This is a genomic window from Mesotoga sp. UBA6090 (genome assembly GCF_002435945.1).
Lineage (GTDB): Bacteria > Thermotogota > Thermotogae > Petrotogales > Kosmotogaceae > Mesotoga.
The window spans coordinates 1-20,575 of the sequence record NZ_DIXC01000019.1 but is presented as its reverse complement, the minus strand read 5'-3'; the positions used below and the strand labels follow the sequence as shown (position 1 = coordinate 20,575).

21 protein-coding genes are annotated in these 20,575 nt (G+C 47.6%); 5 read left to right on the top strand and 16 right to left on the bottom strand.

Features of this window, described 5'->3' with window-relative positions; translation table 11 throughout:
• Nucleotides 1-1,616: 1,616 nt before the first annotated feature.
• From B3K42_RS03370 to B3K42_RS03300, 15 genes are all read right to left on the bottom strand, one after another.
• The gene (locus B3K42_RS03370; protein WP_110990303.1) at nucleotides 1,617-2,015 is read right to left on the bottom strand and encodes a F0F1 ATP synthase subunit epsilon; all 399 of its coding nucleotides are present in this window, start codon (nucleotides 2,013-2,015) and stop codon (nucleotides 1,617-1,619) included.
• A gap of 1 nt (nucleotide 2,016) precedes the next feature.
• Nucleotides 2,017-3,438, bottom strand: coding sequence for a F0F1 ATP synthase subunit beta (gene atpD / locus B3K42_RS03365; protein WP_110990304.1), 1,422 nt, complete (start codon nucleotides 3,436-3,438; stop codon nucleotides 2,017-2,019).
• 20 nt (nucleotides 3,439-3,458) lie between these two features.
• On the bottom strand, nucleotides 3,459-4,292 hold the full coding sequence (gene atpG / locus B3K42_RS03360) for an ATP synthase F1 subunit gamma (RefSeq protein ID WP_110990311.1): 834 nt from the start codon (nucleotides 4,290-4,292) through the stop codon (nucleotides 3,459-3,461).
• Between the two features lie 6 nt (nucleotides 4,293-4,298).
• Nucleotides 4,299-5,813, bottom strand: a complete 1,515-nt coding sequence (gene atpA, locus B3K42_RS03355; protein ID WP_110990305.1) for a F0F1 ATP synthase subunit alpha — start codon at nucleotides 5,811-5,813, stop codon at nucleotides 4,299-4,301.
• On the bottom strand, nucleotides 5,810-6,361 hold the full coding sequence (gene atpH, locus B3K42_RS03350) for an ATP synthase F1 subunit delta (protein WP_110990306.1): 552 nt from the start codon (nucleotides 6,359-6,361) through the stop codon (nucleotides 5,810-5,812). Before atpH ends, atpA begins: the two co-directional genes overlap by 4 nt.
• The gene (gene atpF / locus B3K42_RS03345) at nucleotides 6,358-6,843 is read right to left on the bottom strand and encodes a F0F1 ATP synthase subunit B (RefSeq protein ID WP_110990307.1); all 486 of its coding nucleotides are present in this window, start codon (nucleotides 6,841-6,843) and stop codon (nucleotides 6,358-6,360) included. The genes atpH and atpF overlap by 4 nt, the downstream gene beginning before the upstream one ends.
• A gap of 33 nt (nucleotides 6,844-6,876) precedes the next feature.
• The gene (locus B3K42_RS03340) at nucleotides 6,877-7,122 is read right to left on the bottom strand and encodes a F0F1 ATP synthase subunit C (protein ID WP_099772236.1); all 246 of its coding nucleotides are present in this window, start codon (nucleotides 7,120-7,122) and stop codon (nucleotides 6,877-6,879) included.
• 12 nt (nucleotides 7,123-7,134) lie between these two features.
• A complete protein-coding gene (atpB, locus tag B3K42_RS03335) occupies nucleotides 7,135-7,974 on the bottom strand; it encodes a F0F1 ATP synthase subunit A (RefSeq protein ID WP_110990308.1) in 840 nt (279 codons plus the stop codon).
• On the bottom strand, nucleotides 7,964-8,314 hold the full coding sequence (locus B3K42_RS03330; RefSeq protein ID WP_110990309.1) for a hypothetical protein: 351 nt from the start codon (nucleotides 8,312-8,314) through the stop codon (nucleotides 7,964-7,966). The genes atpB and B3K42_RS03330 overlap by 11 nt, the downstream gene beginning before the upstream one ends.
• Nucleotides 8,250-8,534: an AtpZ/AtpI family protein gene (locus B3K42_RS03325; RefSeq protein WP_110990310.1), complete on the bottom strand. Its 285-nt coding sequence runs from the start codon at nucleotides 8,532-8,534 to the stop codon at nucleotides 8,250-8,252. Before B3K42_RS03325 ends, B3K42_RS03330 begins: the two co-directional genes overlap by 65 nt.
• An 18-nt stretch (nucleotides 8,535-8,552) precedes the next feature.
• Complete coding sequence (gene polA, locus B3K42_RS03320) at nucleotides 8,553-11,243, bottom strand: DNA polymerase I (RefSeq protein ID WP_292596831.1); 2,691 nt, start codon at nucleotides 11,241-11,243, stop codon at nucleotides 8,553-8,555.
• Nucleotides 11,243-11,584: a carboxymuconolactone decarboxylase family protein gene (locus tag B3K42_RS03315; RefSeq protein WP_292596829.1), complete on the bottom strand. Its 342-nt coding sequence runs from the start codon at nucleotides 11,582-11,584 to the stop codon at nucleotides 11,243-11,245. Before B3K42_RS03315 ends, polA begins: the two co-directional genes overlap by 1 nt.
• An 8-nt stretch (nucleotides 11,585-11,592) precedes the next feature.
• Nucleotides 11,593-12,390: a TatD family hydrolase gene (locus B3K42_RS03310; protein ID WP_292596827.1), complete on the bottom strand. Its 798-nt coding sequence runs from the start codon at nucleotides 12,388-12,390 to the stop codon at nucleotides 11,593-11,595.
• Nucleotides 12,371-13,450 carry a redox-regulated ATPase YchF gene (gene ychF, locus B3K42_RS03305; RefSeq protein WP_292596825.1) on the bottom strand — a complete coding sequence of 360 codons (1,080 nt, stop codon included), beginning with the start codon at nucleotides 13,448-13,450 and terminating at the stop codon, nucleotides 12,371-12,373. The genes B3K42_RS03310 and ychF overlap by 20 nt, the downstream gene beginning before the upstream one ends.
• Before the next feature lie 195 nt (nucleotides 13,451-13,645).
• The gene (locus tag B3K42_RS03300) at nucleotides 13,646-14,326 is read right to left on the bottom strand and encodes a Crp/Fnr family transcriptional regulator (RefSeq protein WP_292596823.1); all 681 of its coding nucleotides are present in this window, start codon (nucleotides 14,324-14,326) and stop codon (nucleotides 13,646-13,648) included.
• Between the two features lie 251 nt (nucleotides 14,327-14,577).
• Between B3K42_RS03300 and B3K42_RS03295 the strand changes: the two genes are divergently transcribed.
• The 5 genes from B3K42_RS03295 to B3K42_RS03275 all read left to right on the top strand — a co-directional run bounded on the left by B3K42_RS03295 (nucleotide 14,578) and on the right by B3K42_RS03275 (nucleotide 19,710).
• Nucleotides 14,578-15,150, top strand: a complete 573-nt coding sequence (locus B3K42_RS03295; RefSeq protein WP_292596821.1) for an HAD family hydrolase — start codon at nucleotides 14,578-14,580, stop codon at nucleotides 15,148-15,150.
• 29 nt (nucleotides 15,151-15,179) lie between these two features.
• The gene (locus B3K42_RS03290) at nucleotides 15,180-16,520 is read left to right on the top strand and encodes an ABC transporter substrate-binding protein (protein ID WP_292596819.1); all 1,341 of its coding nucleotides are present in this window, start codon (nucleotides 15,180-15,182) and stop codon (nucleotides 16,518-16,520) included.
• Between the two features lie 79 nt (nucleotides 16,521-16,599).
• Nucleotides 16,600-17,511, top strand: a complete 912-nt coding sequence (locus B3K42_RS03285; RefSeq protein ID WP_292596817.1) for a carbohydrate ABC transporter permease — start codon at nucleotides 16,600-16,602, stop codon at nucleotides 17,509-17,511.
• Between the two features lie 11 nt (nucleotides 17,512-17,522).
• Nucleotides 17,523-18,353, top strand: a complete 831-nt coding sequence (locus B3K42_RS03280) for a carbohydrate ABC transporter permease (RefSeq protein WP_292596816.1) — start codon at nucleotides 17,523-17,525, stop codon at nucleotides 18,351-18,353.
• Nucleotides 18,354-18,378: 25 nt separating this feature from the next.
• Nucleotides 18,379-19,710, top strand: a complete 1,332-nt coding sequence (locus tag B3K42_RS03275; RefSeq protein WP_292596814.1) for an SH3 domain-containing protein — start codon at nucleotides 18,379-18,381, stop codon at nucleotides 19,708-19,710.
• A gap of 4 nt (nucleotides 19,711-19,714) precedes the next feature.
• On the opposite strand, the gene B3K42_RS03270 is transcribed toward B3K42_RS03275, so the two are convergent.
• Nucleotides 19,715-20,287: a hypothetical protein gene (locus B3K42_RS03270; RefSeq protein ID WP_292596813.1), complete on the bottom strand. Its 573-nt coding sequence runs from the start codon at nucleotides 20,285-20,287 to the stop codon at nucleotides 19,715-19,717.
• Nucleotides 20,288-20,575 lie beyond the last annotated feature (288 nt).

Genomic DNA, 20,575 nt, shown 5'->3' with positions numbered 1-20,575 from the left:
GCCTCACAAAAGCGAGTAAATGGCTCCAAGCTCTTGCTCGCAGGGAGCCTCATCTATTTGTACACTGGACAATGGGGATATTCTATATGGCTGGATAATGGGAGCCGGATGAATCGAGAGGTTCAAGTCCGGTTCTGAGAGAGCCTGGGGGTGAAATCCCCCTGGGCTACTCACCGAGCGAGGATCTGTTCATCGTTCTTGGTCAAGATCAAAATCAAGATCGAGATCCTGACCAAAAGCATTGTCAGGACGACGTGAAGGAGTGTCATCCCGTATAGCCTGCCCCAAAGTGCTCCTGTTTGGGGGTTCTGCACGGGATCTTGCATCTAGGAGCCGCTGGACGCTGGTCAGAACAGTTCCAAGTGCCATGTTGCAAGTTGCAAGGCTGTAAGGAGCCGTCGTTAGTTGTCTGTCCAAAAAAGGAATTTGCCTTCGTTCTTGGCCAAGATCAAAGTCAAGCTCGGGATTCTGGCCAGAAGCACGCAGTTACTCTAAGTTGTCAAGTATAGAATTAGGATGACGTTAAGGAGTGTCATCCCGTATAGCCTGCCCCAAAGTGCTCCTGTTTGGGGGTTCTGCACGGGATCTCCCATCTAAGATCCGCTGAACGCTGGGAAGAGCAAAACCTAGATCCCGGATCGCTGTTTGGGATGACGTCTTCACTGCACTTATAATCCTGAATGGTTTAGAGTCACTTTTGTTCGCTAAACCCTAGACCCAAGACCTCAGACCCGTTGTCAATTTTGTCATGAACTTGTTTCAGCATCTCGCTCTTCAATACTCCGTTCTGATAAACCGCTTTCATCGACCCGATCTTTCTAACCCGCACTCTGTAACCCGCTCCAAGTAACCGTATTTCCCAACAAGCTTTTTTAACCCGATCCTTCGTTTTCCAGCGTACAGCCTTCAGCGTTTCTTATCCAAGCGGGTGTTTGCAAAAGAAGCGGGCTTTGCGTCTGTGAGAGGACTTCCCCCTCTTCGGGCGAACAGCCGTTCGCCCCTACAGAATCACCTAAGATTGTCATCCCGTAGTGTTCCTGTACGGGATCTCATCTCTTCTGTCTCGTCCTCTCTCCTAATCTCGTGTCCTTAACTCTCTCGGTCTTTTCGGCGAACGGAGAACCGTTGACGGTTGACCTGAGAGGCTTCCTGCGCAGCAGCATCACTTCTGCTCTTACGAGACCCTAGACCCCACACCCCAGACCCGGGCTCTTAACCAAGAACCTGGACGCGTAGCGTCGGAACGAAGAATTGCTCTTTACAACAATAGTTCCCAACGCTCTTGCCAGACCCTAGACCCCACACCCCAGACCCGGCTCATACGCTTTCTTCTCGGAGGACGGAGAACCGTTGACGGCAGACCTGTTCTAGTTGAACGAAGAACCACATTACTGGAATGTAAAAAATGGAGTCACCAAAGGTCTGTAATGCCCTTGCTCTTCCAAGCGATCAGCGGATCTTTGCTCTTAAGCGTACAGCGGCACTTCCGAAGGACGGGTTCATGTTCCTGGACGAAGGACCAAGGACGGTTCTTTCCGCTCCGCAACGAAGTACAACATTACAGCAATGTAAATAATGGAGTCCCCAAAGGGGGGAGGGAGGCTTTTCCGGGCAACTTATCCCCTCGAACCAATCTTGATTCTCAGCATATGCCTCTGCAGCTTCGCCTCGTTTCTAGCTCGTTCACGCCTGGATTTGCTAACTTCCAGCAATTCCTCTGCTCGTTTTAGGCGCTGCTTAGCTCTTTCTACGCTGATCTCCTCAGGAGTTTCCGCGGCATCTGTTACGATGGTCAAGCTGTCTCTCTCCTGGAGAACGTATCCTCCGTGAACGGCAAACAGCAGTGTATCAGAACCTGATTTGATCTCCATTACGTCAACGGTCAGCTTCATCAACGCAGGGGCCCTTTCGGGCAGGTAGCCGATCTCTCCTTCAGTAGATCTAAAAGAGATATAATCGGCTTGTCCCTCCCATTCAATTCCATAGGGAGTTATTATTGTTGTCTTCAGTTCCATCTTACTCATCCTGCGAAAGGGTCTTGGCCTTCTCGATTGCCTCGTCGATGGTTCCTACCATCATGAAGGCCTGTTCGGGAAGATCGTCGTGTTTGCCCTCGAATATCTCTTCAAACCCTCTTATCGTTTCCGATATCGGCACGTATTTGCCTTGCATGTTGCTGAATTTCTCGGCCACGAAGAACGGCTGGGTCAAGAAGCGCTGAATCTTCCTTGCCCTCTGAACGGCGAGTTGGTCCTCTTCCGACAACTCTTCCATACCCAGAATCGCAATTATATCCTGAAGGTCCTTATATCTCTGCAAAACCTCCTGGACCCTTCTGGCCACCTGATAATGCTCCTGACCGACAATCACCGGATCCAGGTTCTTAGACGTCGAATCCAACGGATCAACCGCCGGATAAAGTCCCTGCTCGGCTATTGAACGAGAAAGGTTAACAGTGGCATCCAAATGGCTGAAGGTAGTGGCTGGCGCGGGATCTGTGAAATCGTCGGCCGGAACGTAGATTGCCTGAACGGAAGTGATAGAACCCGATCTCGTCGAAGTGATTCTCTCCTGCAGGTTTCCCATTTCAGTGGCTAGTGTCGGCTGGTAACCGACCGCAGAAGGCATTCTTCCAAGGAGAGCCGATACCTCGGAGCCGGCCTGAACAAATCTGAAAATGTTGTCAATAAATACGAGAACGTCCTTTTTCTGTACATCCCTGAAGTATTCAGCCATGGTTATTGCAGAGAGTCCTACTCTAAATCTTGCTCCGGGCGGTTCGTTCATCTGCCCGAATACAAGAGCAGTATTCTCGATGACACCGGCTTCCTGCATATCCAGCCATAGATCGTTTCCCTCTCTAGTTCTTTCACCGACCCCGGCAAAGACTGAAAGCCCCTTCTGCTCGATTGCGAAGTTTCTTATTAGTTCCATGACTAGAACGGTTTTTCCAACCCCGGCACCCCCGGAGAAGCCTATCTTTCCGCCCTTGCTGAATGGCGCGAGAAGATCGATGACCTTTATTCCCGTTTCAAGTATCTCTACTTCAGTCTGCTGATCTGCGACCGATGGAGCCGCCCTGTGTATTTCCCAGTGATCGGAAAACTTCACTTCACCGTGCTCGTCTATCGGTTCCCCGAGAAGATTGAACATTCGTCCGAGAATCTCCTCTCCTACTGGTACTTTAATCTGTGTTTCCGTGTCAAGAACTTCCTGGCCTCTCACGAGTCCATCAGTGCTGTCCATGGCAATGGTCCTGACACTGTTATCACCTATTAACTGGGCAACTTCGAGGACTATCTCTTTATCTAAGAATTCGTTCTTTACTTTTAGGGCGTTCAAAATGTCGGGAAGTCGCCCTCCCTCAAACGATACGTCTACGACAGGACCGGTTATCGCGACTATTTTCCCAATGTTTTTTTCCTTTTTGTCGGGCACACTCACACCTCCAAAATCAATTAACCGTTAAGAGCCTCGGCGCCGTTTACAACTTCTATTATCTCCTGAGTGATATTCGACTGGCGCAGTTTGTTTCTTACCAAAGTCAACTGTTCTATCATACTTTTCGCATTCTCAGTTGCATTCTTCATTGCGGATTGTCTGGAGAAGAGCTCCCCGACCTTCGTTTCATACAAGCCCTGAAGAACCTTTGCCACAAGCCATGTATTAAGAACATCTTTATACAGAACCTCGATTTCAGGTTCAAAATCAAATAAGTCATTGTCGGGCTTTTCGAGATCTTCAACTGGAAGCAGCCTGACGGTTTTGGGCATCTGAGCGAGAGGATTCTTGAAATGGCTGAAAACCATTTTCAAGCCTGACGCTTTCTTTTCTTCCATGACATCGACAATGTCGTCAACGATGATCGCCGCCTCGTCAAGATCGGGAGTATCGTAGAAATGACTGAAAGCGGTAATAGGCAACCCGCTCTTCTTGAAATAGCTTTCTGCCTTGATGCCAACCGTAACGATGTGTATGATATCCGATCTTTCAACTTCGCGCTCTGCGGCCTTCATTATCTCGGCATTGAAAGCGCCGGCAAGCCCCATATCCGAGCTGACTACAAGAAGGATATCTCCTTGTCCCCCGGTTTCCGGATGGTTCGTATCTCCAAAGTAAGCTCTGGTAAGCGCCCTTTCCATCGCTCTTTCGTATAGCCTGACGAACTTCAGCCCCTTTTGAACTTTGTTTATTTTTGCCCGCGCGACCATCTCCATAGCGCGGGTAATCTGCATCGTCGAGTTCGTTGACTCGATGCGTTTCTTTATCGTCCGCAGTTTACCCTTGCTCACCGTCAATCATCCCCGCTCAGTAAACAGTTTCTTAGTCTCTTCTATAGCCATCTTAAGACGAGTCTCAGTTTCATGTTCGATTGACTTCTTCTCTTTTATTGAATTCAGCACATCACTGTAAGAGCTTCGAAGAGTCTTCAGAAGAGAGGTCTCGAAGCTCGAAATCTTTGAGTTTTCCATCTCATCCAGATAGCCCTTGGTTCCGGCATAAAGAACGACAACCTGCTCTTCAACGGGCATTGGGACGTACTGATCCTGTTTAAGAAGTTCCGTCAGTTTCTCTCCCCTTGTCAGTTGGTCGCGAGTGGCTTTATCGAGTTCAGTCGCGAACTGGGCAAAAGAGAGCAAATCTCTGTACTGAGCCAGCTCGATTCGAAGACTTCCCGCAATCTTCTTCATTGCCTTTATCTGCGCAGCACCTCCAACCCTCGAAACTGAAAGGCCAACATTGATTGCCGGCCGATTTCCCGCGTAGAAGAGGTTTGGATCCAGGTATATCTGTCCATCGGTTATGGATATCACGTTTGTCGGTATGAATGCCGATACGTCGTTTGCCTGCGTCTCAATTATGGGCAACGCCGTGAGCGATCCTCCGCCGTAGTTTTCGTTCAGTCTTGCCGCTCTCTCGAGCAACCTGGAGTGTAGATAGAAGACATCTCCGGGATAAGCCTCTCTTCCCGGCGGCCTTCTAAGCAGCAATGAGAGTTCTCTGTAGGAAGCCGCGTGCTTGGAAAGGTCGTCATATATTACAAGAGAGTCCTGGCCTTCAAACATGAAGTGCTCGCCCATTGCAGCTCCCGCATAGGGAGCGAGATAGGAGAGCGACGCCGTTTCGGAAGCCGAAGCGAAGACAATCGTCGTGTACTCCATCGCACCAAACTGGTTCAGCTTATCGATAATCCTTGCAAGGGAGGCCGTCTTCTGTCCTATTGCAACGTAGATACACTTGACGCCCTGTCCCTTCTGGTTTATTATCGCGTCGATCGCCATGGCCGTCTTCCCCGTCTGCCTATCCCCAATTATCAACTCTCTCTGCCCTCTTCCAATGGGGATTGTCGCATCAATTGCTTTTATTCCGGTCTGCAGAGGAGTGTCGACCGGTTTTCTCATTACTACGCCAGTTGCCTTGACTTCAACAGGTCTAAAATTCTCTGTTTTGATCGGCCCCTTTCCATCTAGAGGGATCCCGAGAGGATTTACGACTCTTCCCAGAAGCTCCGGCCCTGTGGGGACTTCCATGATCCTTCCGGTTCGTCTGACGAGATCGCCTTCCTTTATCTGCTCATATTCTCCTAGAATAACAATTCCTACATTGTCCTCTTCAAGGTTCAACGCAAGACCGAAGACGTTATTCTCGAATTTCACCAGCTCATTTGCCATGACGCCTTTGAGGCCGTAAGCCCTTGCAATGCCGTCACCTATTTGGATGACCTTTCCCGCTTCGAAATAATCAAACTCTATATCAGTCTTTTCTAACTGATTCTGTATAACTCTCGTAATCTCAGATGGACTGATCTTCACTCATTCACCTCCCGAGGGTCCGATCCCAGCTCCTGGCTCACTCTCTTCAAACGACCGCTGAGACTTGTATCTATTACTTCATCTCTGAACCTGATCACATATCCTGCGATTAGATTAGGGTTAAGGTTGACCTTCAGAACCCCTTCCATTCCCGTTATTTCCTTGACTTTCTTCAGAATTTCCTCTCTCTCTTCGGTACCGAGTTCCACTGGAGAATCAATTTCCACATCTATCCTATTACTTTCAAAAAGCAGTCTAGCGCCAAACGAGATTTCAATATCTGCCAGGAGTTCAAGCCGCTTCATCGATACAAGAAGAGAAACTAATCTCTCTATCTGTTTCAGAGGCTTTTGAACGAAGCTCAGAAGAATGCTTGCCTTTCTCTCGGCCGAGAGCGTCGGATCGAAAAGAAACTCTGAGAGTTCAGCATTAGAAACAATCTCAGAAAGCTCATGCAGCTGAGATCGTGCTTTCTCTCTATTGGACGGAGGAAGGCTCAAAAAGAGCGCGTTCGAATACTTGGCGGCCAGAGAAAGGATTCTCTTCACTCCTTGTCACCCATGCTCTCAAGAATCCTCTTTGCATACTGCTTCTTGGCAGTATCGTCCATCTCCTTCTGAAGGAATCTTCCCACCATTGCAACGGCTGCGGTCACAATCGCGCCCTTGATTTCGCCGGCAGCCTCATCGCGTTCACGCTGAATCTGAAGCTCGGCAGACTTGTACATTCTCTGTATCTCCTGTTGGGCATCTTCTCTCGCGTTTCTTACGATTTCCTCCGCCTGTTTTTCAGCCCGAGAGACGATCTCTTCGGAAGTAGAACGGGCTTCTTCGATCTTTGCTTGATATTCTCTCTTCAGTTCATTTGCTTCAGTCCGCATCTTTTCGGCTTCTGCGATTTCGCTCTGAATCTTCTCTTTGCGCTGCTTCATCACATCAAAGAACTTATCGAAAAGCAGCTTCTTCAGCACAAAGAAGAGCAGTAGAAAGTTCAGTATCGACAATATGGCTGTCAGATTAAGTTCAATCAAGTTATCACCCCTCCTCTACTCAGGGGAAAATGTTTAGACTACCAGAAGAATCATGAATGCTATGACAAGAGAATAAATACCGGTGGTCTCTGCAATTGCGTCTGCCAGAATCATTCTGGTTGTCAGTGTTCCTATCATTTCCGGCTGTCTTGCCATCGCTTCCATCGCACTAGCACCGATTCTACCTTCACCGATCCCGGCTCCGATTGCACCTATTCCCATTGCAAGTCCAGCACCGATAAACTTTCCCATCAACATCAAACCTTCTCCAATATCCACAATAAAACCTCCTTACTCTATTAATGAGCTAGTATATGCTATTGCAAGTATCGCAAATATCAATGCCTGGATAGCTCCAAAGAACAGTCCGAAGATACCCCACAACGCCGCCGGCAGAACAATGTACTTGACTAGATATCCGAGGATGACTATCAAGATCGCTCCTCCCATGATGTTTCCAAAAAGCCTTAATGCATGGGATAAGGGCTTCGCTATCTCGCCAATCAAGTTTATGGGAAACATCCACCAGATCGGTTCAAAGAAACTCTTGCCCCAGTTCTTCCAGCCCTTCACTTTTATAGCGTAAACGTGGCTCATGACAAAAACGAAGAATGCGAGCATGAGGTTCATATTGAGATCTGAAGTGGGCGCGTACCAAGTATCCGAGAGGATTGTGAGCTTGACCCCTCCTCCCTCCAGAGGAATCGCGTTGATGCCGGGGAAACTAGCTACGAAATTCGACACGATAATGAACAGGAAAAGTGAAGCGGCTATGTCAAATATCGGCCTCACAAACTCTTTCCTAGTAACCGAGCCTTTCACAAGATCTAGTATGTAATCTAGCAGCACTTCCAAAAGACTCTGTTTCTTGCCTGGAATAATCTTGAAGACTTTCACTCTCGTTGCCAAGAATATGATTATCGCCATGACGACCCAGGTCATTATTATCGTAAGCGGATTGACTCTGCTAAGGGGTCCTTCTCCGAAAGGCAACTGATAGATCCACCTCTGGCCGACACCCTCAAGCTGGAACTTGTAGCCCGTGGCAACTATGTAGATTATTACGGCAATATATCCGCCAAAGATACCTCCAAGAAATACCTTGTCGGACCTGGTTAGATTAAGTTTCACAGAGCCACCTCCCAAAGGCTATAGCGGCGATTTTTAGGTTCATCACGCCGAGAAAGCTTCCAAGGAAGAATTCAAGCGAGATGGTGGCCGCCGTAGCAAAACAGATACCGTAGAAAAAGTATCTTGCAAGAAAGCCAGCACGAACCCTCTTCTTCTCTCTGATCAAGATCTGCGCGTCATAGTTTATCAGTAATAGAGCGACAAGAGCAAAACCCGTTCCGTAGAAAACGCCGATTTCCGAACCAGAAAGTGGTGTAACAGCAAGAACGGCACTTTCAATCATTGCCAGGGCCGCCATTATTATCGATGTCTTCATCATCATTGTCCTTGTTTCTGTCATATCGCTCTGCCTCTTTCAAGAGATATCTGACTCCATTATATATGCCGGAGAAGGCTCCGAAAAGTAGGAAAAATGAAATCCACAACCTCTCCATACCGACAAATCTGTAGAGAAGGTAACCAAGACCGCCTGCGACCGCAATATTCGCGATCACAATTACTGCAAACTGATAAAGCGATGCAAGTGCAGTCCAGCTGATCCTGTCCCTATTCTCTTTCAAGTTGATGCCGTCTCCACGCTAGCACCAGTAATCGCCAACGGAGATTTCAATGTCAAGAGGAACGCTCAGAGCAACGACTTCTGACATTCCCTCCTGCAAGATCTCCTTGAGCTTGCGAAGCTCATTTTCGGGAGCCTCATAAACCATTTCGTCATGGACCTGAAGAATTGCAAAGCTTTCCATTTTATGCTCTTGCAGCAATTCAAAAATCTTTATCATAGCCATCTTCATGATATCGGCCGCCGTTCCCTGGATAGGCGTGTTTATAGCTATCCTCTCGCCCTCTTGAATAACATTCCTGTTCTTCGTCTTGAACTGCGGAATCTCTCTTTTTCTTCCGAACATAGTTCTCACAAGGCCCTTCTCCTTTGCTTGCGAGATGGTGTCCTTGATGAAAGTCCGCACCTGAGGATAAGCCTTGAAGTAGTTGGATATCATCTCTTCGGCAGCATTCGATGGGATCCTCAATCTGCTCGCCAAACCGTAAGAGGATATTCCGTAGATTATGGAGAAGTTCACCATCTTTCCTATCCTTCTCTGTTCATCAGTCACTTCGCTTTCCTTTATGCCGTAAAGGTTTGCGGCCGTGAGGCTGTGGACATCCTTGTCGTTCTTGAACGCATCGAGCAACTGCTCGTCCTGACTAAGATGAGCAAGAATTCGAAGCTCGATCTGTGAGTAATCTGCACTGACGATCCTCCAGCCCTTTTTCTGAGGAATTACACACTTTCGAATTTCTTTTCCCTCTTCATCCCGTATAGGTAGATTTTGCATGTTCGGATTGCTGCTGGAAAGCCTCCCCGTTCCCGTACCCGTCTGGTGATAGTTTGTGTGGATTCTTCCCGTCACTTTGTTTACGAGGCCCGGAAGCGAATCGAGATAAGTCGACTTCAACTTCTGGTACTTTCTGTATTCAAGAAGCTTCTGCACTGCCGGGTGCTCTCCGGAAAGTTCCTCTAGAGCATCCGCGCTGGTCGAATAAGAACCGCCCTTAGTCTTTCTTGAAGGTGTTAATCCCAGCCTTTCGAAAAGCACCTTTCCAACTTGCGAAGGGGAATTGGGATTGAACTGTTCTCCAGTCAAATCGAATAACTCTTCAAGGATTCGATCGAGAACCTTACCGTACTTGGCTGAAAGACTGGTGAGCGAGGGTACGTCGAAATATACACCGTTCAGCTCCAGGTCGGCCAATACGGGAATCAGGGACAGTTCCACGTTTCTGAATATGTCCTCCAGTTCCTGTTCGTATATCTTCTTTCTGAGAACCGATGAAAGTCTGAGCGCAATATCCGCATCTTCTACCGAATAACGCGCCGCCTCTTCGAGCGGAACCTTCGAAAAATCGGTGCCCAGCTGGTTCCTCTTCATAAGGTCTTCGAATTTGATTGTCTTGTACCCGAGAAACTTCATAGCCAGTTCGTCAAGATTGAAGCGTTTCGCGTCAGGCGAAAGAAGATAAGCCGCTATCATGGTGTCAAATTCCGGAGCTACCGGATGAATCCCATTTACAGAGAAGACCGAGTAATCGAACTTCAGATTCTGCCCTATTATCTTTGAGGCCTTGTCCTCGAGGATTTTCTTGAGACTTGGAAGAAGTTCTTCTTTCTTTGCCTGCCACCCTTCAGACTTATGAGCCACAGGGATATAATAGCCCGTCTCTTCTTCAAGGGAGATCGAGACCCCTACAATCTCCGCTGAATAAGGATCAAGAGAAGTTGTCTCCAGATCGACGGCAAATAAAGGGTTGCTCTGCATTTTTCGTAGGAGTCGATCCAGTTCCTTATCGCTACTCACGAGCTTATAGCCATTTATATCTGAAAGCGATTCGTCTGCTTCGTCTATTAGCTTGTATTCGTCGATCATCGAGGAAAACTCGAGCTTGAGGAAGACCTCGCGCAATTCCTTCTTCTTGAAGCCCTCATATTTGATGTCGTCGAGAGTGATCGTCAGGTCTTCATCGTCAAGAAGCTTCACAAGCTCCATGGACAGCTCAAGCGATTTTCTTCCGTCTATCAGCTTCTTTCTCAATCTCGGACTGAGCTGCCTCATGTTTTCGTAAATCCCGTCGATGTCTCCATATTCTTTCAGCAACTTCTGTGCGGTTTTGATGCCGATTCCCGGGACACCGGGGATGTTATCTGACGAGTCGCCCGCCAGTGAAAGGAGAGCATGGAGTCTCTTAGGTTCCAGCTCATACCTGGACTTGACCCTCTCTTCATCGTAGAATTCGAGATCGGTCAGACCCGTCACAAACCTTAGAATGTGGATCTTTTCATCTACAAGTTGGAGAAGATCCTTGTCACCGGTAACCACAAGCACTTCATCTACTTCATTGCGATACCTGGTGGCCGCCGTAGCAACTATGTCATCGGCCTCAAGCCCCGCAATCGAAAGGAATTTTATTCCGAAGGCCTCGACAAGGTCTGGAATGTCCTCAAGCTGCGCGACGAGAGCCTCGGGCATCGCCTCTCTAGTCGCTTTGTAAGATTCGTATGCTTCATGGCGCTTTGTAGCTTCCTTTCTGTCGAAAGCAAAGATCGCGTAGTCGCCTTTCTTCATTTTCTCTCTCGTGAATTTCGAGAGCATCCGTGCAGTTCCAAACAGGGCGTTCGTCGGTTCTCCCTTTGAATTGGTAAGAGTAACATCTATTCCGTAATAGCCCCTATAAAAAATCGCTGTTCCGTCAAAGAGATACAGTTTTCCGGGCATCATTCTTCCTCCAATTCGTCTAGAAGCTCAACGGCCCTCCTATAATGGGGTATGACAATTGAACCCCCCACTACTAAAGCTACATTCAACACTTCCATAATTTCATCACGGCTGGAGCCGGTAGTCTTACACTGGATAATGTGGTAGGCGATGCAGTCATCGCACCTGAGCACGGTCGAAGCGACCAGTCCCATCAACTCTTTTGTTCTGCTGTCAAGAGCGCCGTCTTTGTAGACGGCTCCGTCGAGCGAGAAGAAACGCTTCGTCTCCATGTTACCAGTTTCCAGAATTCTTTTATTCATCTTCTCTCGAAACCTCTTGAATTCGTCAAGTTTTGCCATTTTTCCTCCTAAAGCGTGAGAGAGAAGAGCTCGACGGCATTCTCGAAAAGCTTCTCCGAACAGTTCTTTGCAGAGATTTCCTTCTGAGCGGCGATTTCTTCAATTACGTACCCGACGTAGTAGGGTTCGTTCCTCTTTCCCCTGAAGGGAACCGGTGGCAGATACGGGCAATCCGTCTCGCATACCAGTTTCTCAAGAGGAATCTCCCTCACGACATTCCGCAATTCATCGTTTCTCTTGTATGTTATTGGCCCTCCAATTCCCAGGAAGAAACCCAAATCAACAAACCTTCTCGCATATTCAAGATCGCCGGAAAAAGCGTGAATCACACCCTTGAAGTGGCCGTATTCCAGGATCGTCTTATAGGCTTCAGGGTAGGCATCTCGAACGTGAACAATAATCGGCAAATCTAACTTTGCTGCCATCAGAAGCTGCTCTTTGAATGCCTTGAATTGACTGTCTGCGGGAGAGAGGTTTCTGAAGAAATCCAGGCCAATCTCGCCAACCGCCACGGCTTTCTCACGGGATAGAAGCGATTCCAGGGAGCGAATTCCCTCGGCGTCTAGTCCACTGCTGTCATGAGGATGGACTCCTGCCGAGAAGAAGGCGTTCTTCAACTCCCTAACTGTTTCGTATGCTCGCCGAGAATCCTCGACATTTGTTCCAACCTCGATCAGAAGAGAAATCGCATTCTCTTCGATCTGGGCAATCACACTCTCTCTATCATTGTCAAACTGTGGAAAGGAAATGTGGGCGTGCGTATCAACAAGCCTGAGGTCTGAGAAATCAGGCGTTGGCCCTGACATGGAAGATGTCACCGTCCTTCACAATCTCCTCCTTGCCGACTACTTTCACCAGGCCCTTCGCCTTGGCCTCCTGCATGCTTCCTATTGTCGTGAACTCTTCGTAAGGAATGACCTCGGCCCTGATGAAGCTCCTCTCAAGATCGGTGTGTATCTTCCCTGCTGCCTCTTTGGCTGGAGTGTTCTTCTTTATCGTCCAGGCCCTGACCTCGTCTTCTCCTACAGTGAAAAAAGAGATCAGTCCCATGTGCTGATATACGACCCCGGAAAGCCTTTCAATTCCACTTTCGGAGATTCCAAGCTCTTCCATGAAGAGCTCTCTGTCTTCCTCTGAAAGCTCGACAAGCTCGGCTTCGATCTTTCCTGAAAGCTCGATATGAGCGAAACCTTTCTGCTCGATTCTCTGGACAAGAGCTTCACGCTCGGGGTAATTGCCGGAAGACAGTTGTTCTTCATCTATGTTGATTGCGACAATGATCGGCTTGGCAGTAAATAAAGAGAGAGAGCCAAGAAGCTTCTTATCCTCTTCGCTAAGCTCCAGCTGAGAAGCAAAACTGTTGTCCTCAAATCCCTTTTCGATAATATGAAGAAGCTCCGTCTCCCTTTCCTCTTCGGAAGAGAGCTTCCTCTTCTTCTTCGCCTCTTCGAGCCTTACAAGCCTGTTCTCCACAACTTCCATATCGCGGACAAAAAGCTCCGTCTCTATCGTTTCAAGCTGCTTGACGGGTGTATACGCCTCTGTCGGCCAGGGCACCGAGGGATCTTTGAAGGCTCTGACAACGGCAAGAACTGCCTCGGAGTTTTGAATGAACTGAAGGATTCGATTCTTTTCCTTCTGGTTGGCCGAGAGATCGTACCCGGGAATATCCGTAAAAGAAACCGTTGCATATACAGTCTTCTTTGGACTGAAGATCTTTGAAAGCTCATCCACTCTTCTGTCGTGCACCTTTGCAACTGCAGTATGTGCTTCGTTTTTATGACTTGAATGGGGTTCAACACCGGTTAGGAGGGTGAATAATGTACTCTTTCCACTCAACGGCAGACCGAAAATCCCTATTTCCATAGCACCGCCTCCTCATGACATATCTATATTATCAGAATAAAGGAGGCTTTGGAAACAGAGATTCGTGTTTCGGGGGCGAAGAAGATGTTTGTGAAGCTTGCCCGCTAATGTCCGGGTGAAGACTGAACCTGCAATTTCCCGATCTCTATCACGTCGTTTTGCTTTTTCGATCTATCTCCACGATTCTCTTTCTCTTCAGATCCTTCCTGTAAACTTCTTCAGAGCTTTTCTATCGAGAATCGTAATCAGCTTGCCCTCCTGCCTGATAATCTTGTCTGCGACAAACTCGGAAAAAACCCTCGAAAGAGAGGGCCTCGCTACGCCAAGCGCATCGGCTAACTCTTCCTTTGTTGTCTTCAGTTCAAATTCTCTTCCGAGGTCGTCGCTCTGTTTAAGAAGAAAGTTTGCCAGTCTTTGATTCAGAGTGTTGAGAGAGAGCATCCACACCTTTTCCGCCAGTGTGGTAAGCCTATCTCCCATATCTCTAAGCAAGTTTCTGAGAAAGACTTCATACTCTCTGCACAACCATAGAATCCCGTCTCTCTCAATGTGGAGAACTGCACACTTATCCGTGGAAACAATATCGACCGGTATCACGTTCTTTGAGGCGAAGAGAAAACCCGAAGCGAGTATCGATGGGGCCTCCATAGTCTCTATCGTAATAACCTTCCCTGAGAAATCCTGCATCTGAGCCTTTGTATGCCCTTGAAGCAGAATCAACATTTCGTCGCAGGGACTATCCTGCTCTTCGATCAACTCCCCGGCGAGGGACGAGGTAATTCTATGATTCACATTTTCAAATATCCTCTCGAGCTGTCCCACCTTGATTCCTTCGAAGAGACTGCATCTACCGAGGTTGTAGATTAATGGATTCAATATTCACCTCCGATCTTCAGTGACACAAAGATATTATAACTAGACCGTGAGCCTTTTTTCGACAAATGTTGGTTTTACAAGTCCTGATCGTCTCGAAACTGCGCTTGATTTAGTAGGTCCAGAAATAGTATCATATTAAAGTTCACTTTGATATCTTCTTTTTGGGGTTGTTGCGGATGGGAGTCCTAGCGAGTTTATCGCTTTCCTCTCCGTTCGTTGTACTCTTGTAAAGACATTATCGGGAGGTAGACTTGCGACTTTTCATTTTCGATGTCGGCGGCGTAATTGCCGAAAACACAAACGTAGTTCTATCGATCTGTGATTTTTTGGGACTCTCGAAAGACGAGTTTCTGGAACTTGCTGAAATGGAAAATCTAACTGCCTTGCAGACGGGCAAACTAACTGCTGAAGAGTTTGTCTATATGTTCTCCAGGAAACTTGGAAGACCCGTGCCGGGAAATATCTGGGAAATGTTCTTCAAACCTGAACCGATCAAAGATACAGTCGAGATAATAGAGCAATTGCGGCGTAAGCATAGAGTGATCGCAGGAACTAACACTATCGAACCTCACTTCAAGATCCACAAATCCCGCGGTGATTACGACGTCTTTGATAAAGTGTATGCCTCACATATTATTGGATTTGCAAAACCGGATAGAGAATTCTACTGTCATATTTTAGAAAGAGAATCCTGCAGGCCCGAAGAGACTTTTTTCACGGATGATACAGCGATAAACGTTGATGCGGCAGCAAGAATCGGAATGAACGCGTTCCATTTTACCGAATCATCAATTTTAAGAGAAAAACTCAGAGAGTATCTTTGAGTTAACTTCACATCGAAAGGGGTGTTTCTATGAAAAGGCTTAGCGTAATTCTCCTTGTATTGCTAATGCTAGCTGTACCGATCTCCGCGCTAGGAAAGATCACAATCACCTGGTGGATCAATCCGTGGAGAATTGCACCTCCAAACTTCCCTGCAGATAAGGCTCCAACTGAAGAGGACTTCCCGAAGTGGGCTGCAGAGGAATTCATGAGACTTCATCCGGACGTTGAGGTCAAGTATGTAGTTGTCGGAAACACGGAGTATTCACAGAAAATGGCTGCGGCCATTGCTACCGGAACTCAGCCCGACATCTTCAAAGGCCCCGTTTGGGACAACAGATGGGTAGGAGCGGGACTGCTCGAACCTATCGATGATTACATTTCCCCGGAAGACCTTGAAGATTTCTACGATCTTGCTCTCGAGGCAGGTTATGTCGACGGTAAGCACTACATCTGGCCTTGGAATCTCGGGACGAATGGCATGGGAACCAGCATGCTGCTCTACACTCCTGACTTTGAAAAGGCCGGTGTCGACTGGAGAAAGATAGTTGAGGAAGGCTGGACGATGGAAGAGTTTGTCGAAATCGCCAAGAAGCTTACATGGGATTCCGACGGCGACGGCAAGATTGACCATTATGCAATCAGCTTCGGAGCGCAGGACACGCATAACCTGATGAACTTCATCTATGCGCATGGCGCCAAACTGACCAATGAAGATGAAACGAAAGTTACGTTCAATACTCCGGAGGCAGTTGCAGGTCTTCAGTTCCTGCTTGACCTGGTCTACGTTCATGGAGTAGCTCCCACCGGTGTAGAGGCCATGGGTGTTTACGATGTGATCGGCAACTTCCATTCTCACCGGACAAGCATTGGATTTGGCGGTCCTTACGAGATCGGTAGAATCACACGTTACGTAAAATCCGGTCAGCTCACAGAGGCATTCTATCCTGTTATTGCCCCATTCCCTCACGTCGAAGGAAAGAAGGGTGCGTCATACGCCTCTGCCAGCGGATTTGTCGTCTTCAAGCAGGACGACAAGGCAAAGAGAGATGCCGTAATGGAGTTTGCAAAATTCCTGACAAACAAAGAAAACACGGCGCTTCTGGAAAGCTTGATTTACCTTACGGCGAGAAAGTCCGTTAATGCGACACTCTTCCAGAACGACGACTATCTGAATGAACAGGCTCAGACCTTTGCAAGAATAATGGATGAGACAGGTATGGATTTCTTTGGCTCTCAGAGCTTCCCGTGGTCAGAGATATCCAAGTTCTTCACCAGTTCTATGCAGGGAGCCTTTGGTAAGACAAAGACCGCTCAGGAGGCCCTTGATAGTTTTGTAACCGAGGCGAACCGGGCACTCTCTTACTATTGATTTTGAGTAGATGAGTTGAAGGGAACAGCCTCCGCCCCTGAGGGCACGGGGCTGTTCCCATTTAATGGGGTGATCGATTTTGGAGCAAATTCCTGTTAAACCAATAAAACGAAAGACTACGTTGAAAGACGTGTGGAAGGGCAGATCGGGATATCTCTTCATTCTTCCGCACTTTGCCCTCTTTGCGATATTCTTCCTTGTACCGGTTGGTTGGGGCATGTACCTCAGTATGTTCAAGTACAACGTCTTTTCTCAGACATTTGTCTGGTTCGATAACTACAAACGTATTCTCAGCGACTGGCTGTTTCTAAAATCACTTAGAAACACCTTTGTATACACTTTTGGAGTGGTTCCACTGTGGTTAGGAAAGGCCTTGCTTGTCACGGTTCTCATTTACCCGTTTAGAAAGGGCATCCAAACATTTTTCAAAGCGGCCTTTTATCTGCCCCATGTTACTTCTACGGTCATTGTTTCCATGATCTGGCTTTGGGTTTTCAATCCTAACTTCGGGCTTCTCAACTATTTCATGACCGTTCTCGGACTCGAGCCGGTCGTCTGGCTTGGCAGGTCTCTTACGGCAATGCCCTCCTTGATTATCATGCAGGTAATAATGGGAGGCGGCTCGACTATCGTACTTCTTTCGGCAGCGATGGCATCGATTCCAGAGTATTATTTCGAGGCTGCAACGCTTGAAGGAGCGGGCTCGTGGGCGATCTTCAGAAAGATTACTATACCTCTCTTGAAACCGACTATACTCTACTCTCTCGTAATGGGTACAATAGCGAATTTCCAGACCTTCTCGAACATATACATCATGACCAGTGGAGGCCCTGAATTTTCAACTACGACTATCGCCTATTTGATCTACGAGACCGCCTTTAAGAACTATAATCTCGGCCTTGCTTCTGCAATGTCTATGGTAATGTTTGGCATCCTCGTTGTTCTTGGAATTCTCCAGTTCAAGTGGCTCGGTTCGAATGTGGAGTATTGAGGTGATTGGCTGTGAAAGCAAAAACCAAAACTAATATAAAAAAGGCAATTTCGTTGGTGATTCTTGGAGTACTCGCATCACTTGCCTTTATTCCCCTTTACTGGATGGTTGCAACGGCTTTTACGCAGCCTTCACTGACTATGAAATTTCCACCAGATATCATCCCTAAGAATCCGACTCTTCAGAACTTCAAGGATCTCTTCGAGAGAAAAATGATTTTTAGATGGACTCTCAATAGTTTTATTGTTGCCGGAACGGTTACTCTTGCTCAGATTTTCGTCTGTGCAATGGCAGGGTACGCTCTCGCAAAGAAGAAATTCCCCGGAAGCAAGGTGATTTTCTCGATGTATATCGCATCGATGATGATACCGACCCAGGTAACCCTTGTGCCCCTGTACATCCTGATCTCGAAGATGGGAATGGTGGACACTTATCAGGCGCTGATTTTGCCCGCTATTGCCGCTCCCTTCGGAGTATTTCTGATGAGGCAGTTCATGGTATCTGTACCCACGGAGATCATCGAAGCGGCAAGAATTGACGGCGCGAGCGAGTTCAGAACCTTCGCGAAGATCATTGTTCCAATTTCGAAACCCGCTATGGCCGTCCTCGGAATATTCACGTTCATGGGACAGTGGAACAGCTTCCTCTGGCCACTGATTGTTACAAACACTTCAGAGATGAGAACGCTTCAGGCAGGACTCTCGCTTCTTCAGGAACAGGTGCCGATGCAGTATTCGTATCTGATGGCAAGCGCTACGTACTCGGCGATCCCGATGATCATTGTCTTCCTTGCCTTCCAGAAGTACTTCCTGAAAGGTATTACAGTCGGAGCAATCAAATAGGCAGCGGAAGGGGGTATTTTCGAAAATGGAAAAGGCTTTTGAGCGGTACACGGTCTGTCCCGAAAACGTTTCACGAGAAATGCTGCAATCCGCCTTCTGGTGTGGGAAGATGGCTGATCCAGATGAAGAGTGGCTGAGTAAGGACGAGATAGTCGCTTTCAACGAATCTGTAATCTCACGAGCTGAGCACACGGGTTACTCGGCATATGCGAATAGGCTCGAAAACTTCCCCTCGAGCCTCGAGTTCGATGAAGTAAGAGCTATGATCAACGATTCTTTTCCAGAATTCTTCATGCAAACTCCTCTTTTGAGCGGTGAGGGAGAGGAAGTCCCTTCAGGAATTCGCGGCGATATCGTGGACAATGCTACTGCCATCCTTAGTCAGGATATGGATGTGAAGTTTGGCATTGTGACTCGGAGGACTCATCTGAGGGCGATGCCCACAGATTTTATATCCTGCGACGAGTATATCGACAATGACCGCCTTCAGCTAACGTCTATAAGCCTCGGAACACCATTTGCAGTGCTTGCGCGCAGCAGGGACACTTCCTGGCTCTTCGTTCAAACCCCAGGTTACAGGGGCTGGCTGAAGACAAATAATTCTGCCGTTACGGAGAGCAGGCTCTCTGTACAGAACTTCTATCGCTCGAGTAACTTCCTCCTTGCAACTGGTAGCAGAGTGGAGATCGAGCCTGACCCCTTTCAATTCAATTCCTCTGGGCTGTTTCTGCAAATGGGAGACAAACTGCCTCTTGAGGATCCCGAAGAAAGTGAAAACCTCCATGCTCAAGGGCCATTTGGCTGTTTTACAGTCAAAGTTCCGGTTAGAAAGAGGTTGGGCTCGCTGAATTTTCGTAAAGGCCTTGTTAGAATGAGCGAAGATGCAAGAATCGGGAACTTGAAGCTCACCGGCGGGGAGATAGTGAATCAAGCCTTCAAGATGCTAGGTGAACGTTACGGCTGGGGAGGCCTATACAACAGAAGGGACTGTTCGAGGTTCGTTCAGGATATCTTCGCCAGTTTTGGCCTCGTACTACCCAGAGACGCGTGGGCTCAAGAAAAGTTGGGATCGAAGGACAGAATTTTCTTCGAAGGCAATTCAGAAGAAAGGAAGATTCAATTGCGGTCCCTAAAACCCGGAAATCCATTGTATATGCCGGGCCATACGCTTATCTATCTCGGTCAGGATAACGGTAGATTCTTCGCTATTCATGATGGGGCTGGCTACAAAGACTCGAAGGGAAAGAAGATTTCAGTGCATGGAGTTTTCGTTGTGGATCTGTCTGTCAGCACAATGAACAGTGATAAGAGCTATCTGGAACAGCTTACTTCCGCACTTCAGATAGATAAGGGCTAGGACTCTAGTAGATCAGTCGCAGGAGCATCTCGAATTTCTCTATCTGTTTTTTGCTAATCAGTGACACGCTCATGGGAAAAATGTCTTCAATGTCGTGAATAACCACTGCGAGGGATCTCGCTGTGTAAGCAGGGTCTTCGGTGACTTCTTTGAACTCTTCTCGCGGGAGCATCCAGTATTCCCACGGATCGAGGAGTCTCACATACGGACTGGACGTTTCCACCTCGAAAACATATCCTAACTCGGGAAGAAGATACCAGTCTATTACACCCTCGACTTGCTTGCGAGCAAAAATGTGCCTTGATTTAATGACTGCCCTTGATGCTTTCAGCTGTTCAGCGATCTCGGTGATCTTCGCAGGATCGAGATATCTTTCTTCCTCTTCCCTAACGAGACCGCTCCCAGATTTCAAGGTCTCAAGTAGAAAAATCTCAGATCCATCAACTCCGAGTCGTATCCTCCGCCTCTCGGGAGGGTTTAGATACCACTGAATAATTAGCTGGTGTCTTTCGGCCTTTTCGATAATCGCTACAGGCAACTCTTTTCCGAAAAGAAACTTTCTCTCGATTTCAAGCACTTCCTTCACACTCCAGATACAGTGTATACGATTATTCATAGGTCATCAAGTTGCCGATATGCATCACAAATAATCTACTCGAAAAGGGTAACGTTGCATCAAAAATAAAACTACTCGAAAGGTAAGGATCAAGGGGATAATCTTCGCGAATGCCAAGTTGAAAGAGGTAGATGCGAAGATGAAGAGAATAGACATGACTGGATTGATTGAGAAATACTCAAAGAAGTACAGGGAGGCTGAAAAGAAGGAGAAGAGTAGAATTCTTGACGAGTTTATTGGAGTAGCGGA

What these genes read in the sequence shown, in the direction of transcription:
- B3K42_RS03370 (WP_110990303.1), bottom strand. Translation starts at nt 2,015, where the DNA reads ATGGAACTGAAGACAACAATAATAACTCCCTATGGAATTGAATGGGAG.
- B3K42_RS03330 (WP_110990309.1), bottom strand. Translation starts at nt 8,314, where the DNA reads ATGACAGAAACAAGGACAATGATGATGAAGACATCGATAATAATGGCG.
- polA (WP_292596831.1), bottom strand. Translation starts at nt 11,243, where the DNA reads ATGCCCGGAAAACTGTATCTCTTTGACGGAACAGCGATTTTTTATAGG.
- B3K42_RS03315 (WP_292596829.1), bottom strand. Translation starts at nt 11,584, where the DNA reads ATGGCAAAACTTGACGAATTCAAGAGGTTTCGAGAGAAGATGAATAAA.
- B3K42_RS03310 (WP_292596827.1), bottom strand. Translation starts at nt 12,390, where the DNA reads ATGTCAGGGCCAACGCCTGATTTCTCAGACCTCAGGCTTGTTGATACG.
- ychF (WP_292596825.1), bottom strand. Translation starts at nt 13,450, where the DNA reads ATGGAAATAGGGATTTTCGGTCTGCCGTTGAGTGGAAAGAGTACATTA.
- B3K42_RS03290 (WP_292596819.1), top strand. Translation starts at nt 15,180, where the DNA reads ATGAAAAGGCTTAGCGTAATTCTCCTTGTATTGCTAATGCTAGCTGTA.
- B3K42_RS03275 (WP_292596814.1), top strand. Translation starts at nt 18,379, where the DNA reads ATGGAAAAGGCTTTTGAGCGGTACACGGTCTGTCCCGAAAACGTTTCA.